This is a genomic window from Blautia sp. CGZ-1-C1 (assembly GCF_056504575.1).
In genome coordinates this window covers 1-4,007 of record NZ_JBWLUT010000164.1, presented here as the reverse complement: position 1 = coordinate 4,007, position 4,007 = coordinate 1, and the positions used below count along the sequence as shown (strand labels likewise).

General features: G+C 39.0%; 3 protein-coding genes, 1 tRNA gene and 1 riboswitch. All 4 genes read right to left on the bottom strand.

Annotation, left to right across the window (positions count from 1 at the left end):
• Window positions 1–893, bottom strand: an 893-nt coding sequence (locus tag AC058W_RS15215) for a cation:proton antiporter domain-containing protein (RefSeq protein WP_479390267.1), incomplete at its 3' end; no start/stop codon positions are given.
• Window positions 894–969: 76 nt separating this feature from the next.
• Window positions 970–1,042: riboswitch (Fluoride riboswitch) on the bottom strand.
• Window positions 1,043–1,105: 63 nt separating this feature from the next.
• Window positions 1,106–2,962, bottom strand: coding sequence for a hypothetical protein (locus tag AC058W_RS15210; protein WP_479390266.1), 1,857 nt, complete (start codon window positions 2,960–2,962; stop codon window positions 1,106–1,108).
• Window positions 2,963–2,967: 5 nt separating this feature from the next.
• Window positions 2,968–3,459 (bottom strand): RNA polymerase sigma factor, encoded by a 492-nt coding sequence (locus AC058W_RS15205; RefSeq protein ID WP_118248138.1) that lies wholly within the window; start codon window positions 3,457–3,459, stop codon window positions 2,968–2,970.
• Between the two features lie 249 nt (window positions 3,460–3,708).
• Window positions 3,709–3,779, bottom strand: a tRNA-Trp gene (locus tag AC058W_RS15200).
• Window positions 3,780–4,007 lie beyond the last annotated feature (228 nt).

Below are 4,007 nucleotides of genomic sequence, written 5' to 3'. Positions count from 1 at the left end.
CGGATATCAACTGCAGCACCTACCAAAACAAAAAGAATTACCTCTGCGGCAAGCCAGAGTTTTCCGAATTTCTCTGACAGTCTCTTAGATACAAAAGCTGTGCATTTCATTTTCAGAACACATGCCATACTTACAACTGCAAGTAACCCGGATACTGCAATTTTTCCTTCCAGCCAGCCTTCAATTGCGATCAGCAAAAAAGAGAATCCAAGAACAATGATTACTTTCATGCTGTTTCTTACATAATGTTTCTTCGCATAAGCCGTCTCGAAAAATAAATATAGCAGGTAGCCTACGATCGCACCAAGAATAATTCCAAGGATGATTGAAATCGGGATATTTGCAAATGCCTTGATGTCTGCACTGCCGCCCTGTGCCATGCTTAAAAATGTCGTAAATAATACGATAACAAAGATGTCGTCGCAAGATGCTCCGGCCATGATCATCTGTGGAATCGCTTTCTCTGTTCCGTATTTCGTCTCCATCAGCTGAACCATTCTCGGTACAACGACTGCAGGAGATACCGCAGCAAGCACAGATCCCATAACTGCAGCTTCTACTCTGGTGATTCCCAGAATAGACGGTGCAAATAATAAATAACCGATAATTTCAAAAGATGCCGGTACAAAAGACATCATAATCGCAGGTCTGCCTACTTTCTTTAAATCATCCAGATTCAGGGATAATCCTGCCTTTAACAGGATGATGATCAGCGCCATTTTTCTCAGGTCAGCTGAGATAGAGAGAATGCTTGGATCAAGAAAATCCAGGACATACGGTCCCAGCACAATTCCGGTTGCAAGCATTCCGATAATACGTGGCAGTTTCAATTTCTGGCAGATTGCTCCCATTGCCAGACCTACCAGAAAAATAAATGATAGTGATGTTAACATTGATATTTCTCCTTCTTTTTGTTTTCCACACAAAAAAAGCTGACACCTTCTGCGATCAATTAACATTGCTTATTAATTAATCGTAGAAGTCATCAGCTTAAATCAGCGGTTTTGGTTTCCCTGGGGAGAACTTCATTCCCCAAAATTCCTGTTCATCATACTACCTGTTTTCTCTTTTGTCAAGTAGTGTTACTGGCGTTCTTTTTTCATACCTACCAGCCAAACGCATCCCGAATCAATGCCCCAGTTTCTCCATCTATGTAAAATAATTCTTGTTCATCCGGGGAATCTTTCCACTGGTAAGGGCAGTGGAAACTCCAGACAGGCCTGTAAACGATTCCCTCTGCGGTTTCATCAATATAATATTCCAGACAGATTTTTGTAACTGGAATCGTGATTGATTCCGTTTCCCCTGTATCATTCTGTTCTGTAAAAAGACCAATTTCCCCGTCTTTTACATATTGTTCCACCGATTTCATAATTTCTTCCATAGGAAGCATAGTAACTGATTCTTCCTCTTTCACTTGAAGTGGAATCGGCATATTAAAATAGCAATCTTTAAGTTCAGGTCCAAAACCTGTATTTCCCCGATAAGAATGCTGAGAAAGTCCTCCAACCGATACTCCATTCAGCAGAATTTCCGTGTCGTAATAATCATATCCTTCCGTCATGTCGCTGATTGATTTTCTTACAGAAGTTCCAGTTAAATTAGCTCTGGAAAGCAGCTGATTTATAATATTTAATTCTTCATCTTCCGTATTTTTTCCTAAAGATCCCAGGTCTTTTTCACTTAATCCATCACACTGTATCATTCCATCTGAAACGAATAACTGCAGTCCTTTTTCTTTATTTTCCCAGACCATTTCATCTGTCGCAGATTTTTCCCAGCCATCTTTTCCTCCAAACCAAGAGCAGATTTCTTTCTCTGATATGTTGCATTTTTCCAGGATTCCTTTCGAAACATCGAAGGTACTTCCAATAATATCGGCGTCTATCGTAAGCGTCCCTGATTTTCCCTGCAGAGAAGCTATTACATGGTTTTCATTTACCTGTAACACTGTTGTTTCTGAATCATGTTTTTCATTTACTTCCGTAGAATCTAAAGAAGTTTCTAAACCTGTTGTTTCCTGTGTACTCTCATCCAGAGAATCCGAAGTGGGTTCTACTCCAGTATCTTCAGCCAGCAGCTTTCCTTCTTTCCTGTATTTTTCTATGATATCCCGTACTTCATTATTTAATGGAAGGGTTAACGTAAGAGTCTGAGGCGTATATCCTCTGTAAACATCCTCCGCAGGCAGTGCATAAGAGAGCATTCCTTCTGAATCTGTAAAAGAACCAGTTTTAAAAATTTTTTCGTAAACTTTATAATCTTTCCAGGTGTAATAAATCTTACCATTATAATCCGGATATGCCTGAATGGTCATGGAAAGCTCTACCTTGGAATCTTCTTTTAATATTTTTTCTGTCAATGCATCATCATACAGGGTAATATGCCCATAATAGAGATTTTCCCCGTCTATCTTATTCAAAGATGCAAGTGCATCTTCTCCATTCACTGTCGCATGGTCCCTGCAACTGATCATATAGTTCCTCGCCTCGTTTGAAGGTTCACCCAGAAAGCTTAAACTACTGCCATCAAAATAAGCTTCTGTAATAGAAAGCATAGACTGTCTCCAATCCATCTCCTCAGGAGTTATATGATAAGAAGTCATATCTTCTACATTTTCTGCATTTGAATCAGGTTCTGTAACAATCATTTGGGCAGTTTCCTGTCCAGTAACACCCTGCTGCTCCAGCTCTTTATGAAGCCATCCAAGTTTTGTTGCAAGTACACCGGTGCTAATGCCTAATACAGCAGCCACCGGAAGAAGAATCCGAATTATTTTTTTCTTATTCCCTGAACTTTTCTTTCTTCTTTTATCTGGTTTTATGACTAAATTATTCGTGTTACCAATTCTCTCATCTGGAGAATCTAAAATTCTGTTCAGAACATCTTCCATAGCTTTATCAATATTATCGGGTATCACAGTTTCTTCTTTTAAAATTTTTCTGATTTCTTTTTCATTCATATCCATCACCTCCTGATCACCCTTTTTAATTTAGCTCTTGCCCTGGAAAGTTTAGTTGATACGGTATTGCTGTTCATTTCAAGAAGAACACCTATTTCCTTTACAGAAAATTCATCAAAATAATAGAGTTCTACAATTTTCCTACTTTCTTCATCAAGACATAAAAGCAATTGCTTCCATTCACAAAGATCCAGGTCTTCACAATGTACACCTTCTGCAAAATTTTCCAGTTCTGTATCACGGTTCTTTTGACGGAGAATGTCTTTACATTCGTTTATCAGAATCCGAATCAGCCACGTCTTAAAATATTTCACTTCTCTCAGCCCCTGTATATTTTCATAACAGGACAGGATTGCATTTTGCAGTGCATCTGCAATGTCTTGCTCGTTCCGAAGATAAACCCAGGCTGCCTTATATAAGCTCTGCTTATTCATCCGGATCAATTGAACAAACGCTTCTTTATCTCCGTTTTTAGCTGCTGTTACCAAAGCATCCATTTTTATACCCCCTTTTCATTTTTATAACTATTAGACTTGAAATATGGGCAGTTCCTTTCAAAAATTTTTTATTTTATACCAAAAAAGACACAGGCAATCGAAGAGGGATCGTCAATGTCTTTTTATTCTCAATTTTCAAATTTGCTCATTTATGGTTGAAAAAAGGTACTTATCTGGTTCCTTTCCATTTTTAACAAAACAAAAAAGCCAGAAAGCCTTGATTTCACTGACTTTCTGACTCGTTAGAAGCAGGGGATGAGAGAATCGAACTCCCACCAAAGGTTTTGGAGACCCCTATCATACCATTTGACCAATCCCCTACAAAGTATATTTTATATACTCTCAAAACTACATACATGTTGACATTTCCTTGAGAATTAACTTCCTGCGTGCCGATTGAGTATTGTACTCCAGCGGTGGTCACTTCGTGACTTTGTCACTCAGTGTCATTTGCTTCGCAAATGTTCAGTCTGTATCAGGAATGCTTCTCCACAAGCAAGCTTGCTCCGAATCCTTCCTGCTCCATCCTGCCGCTTCCTCGGCTAGTT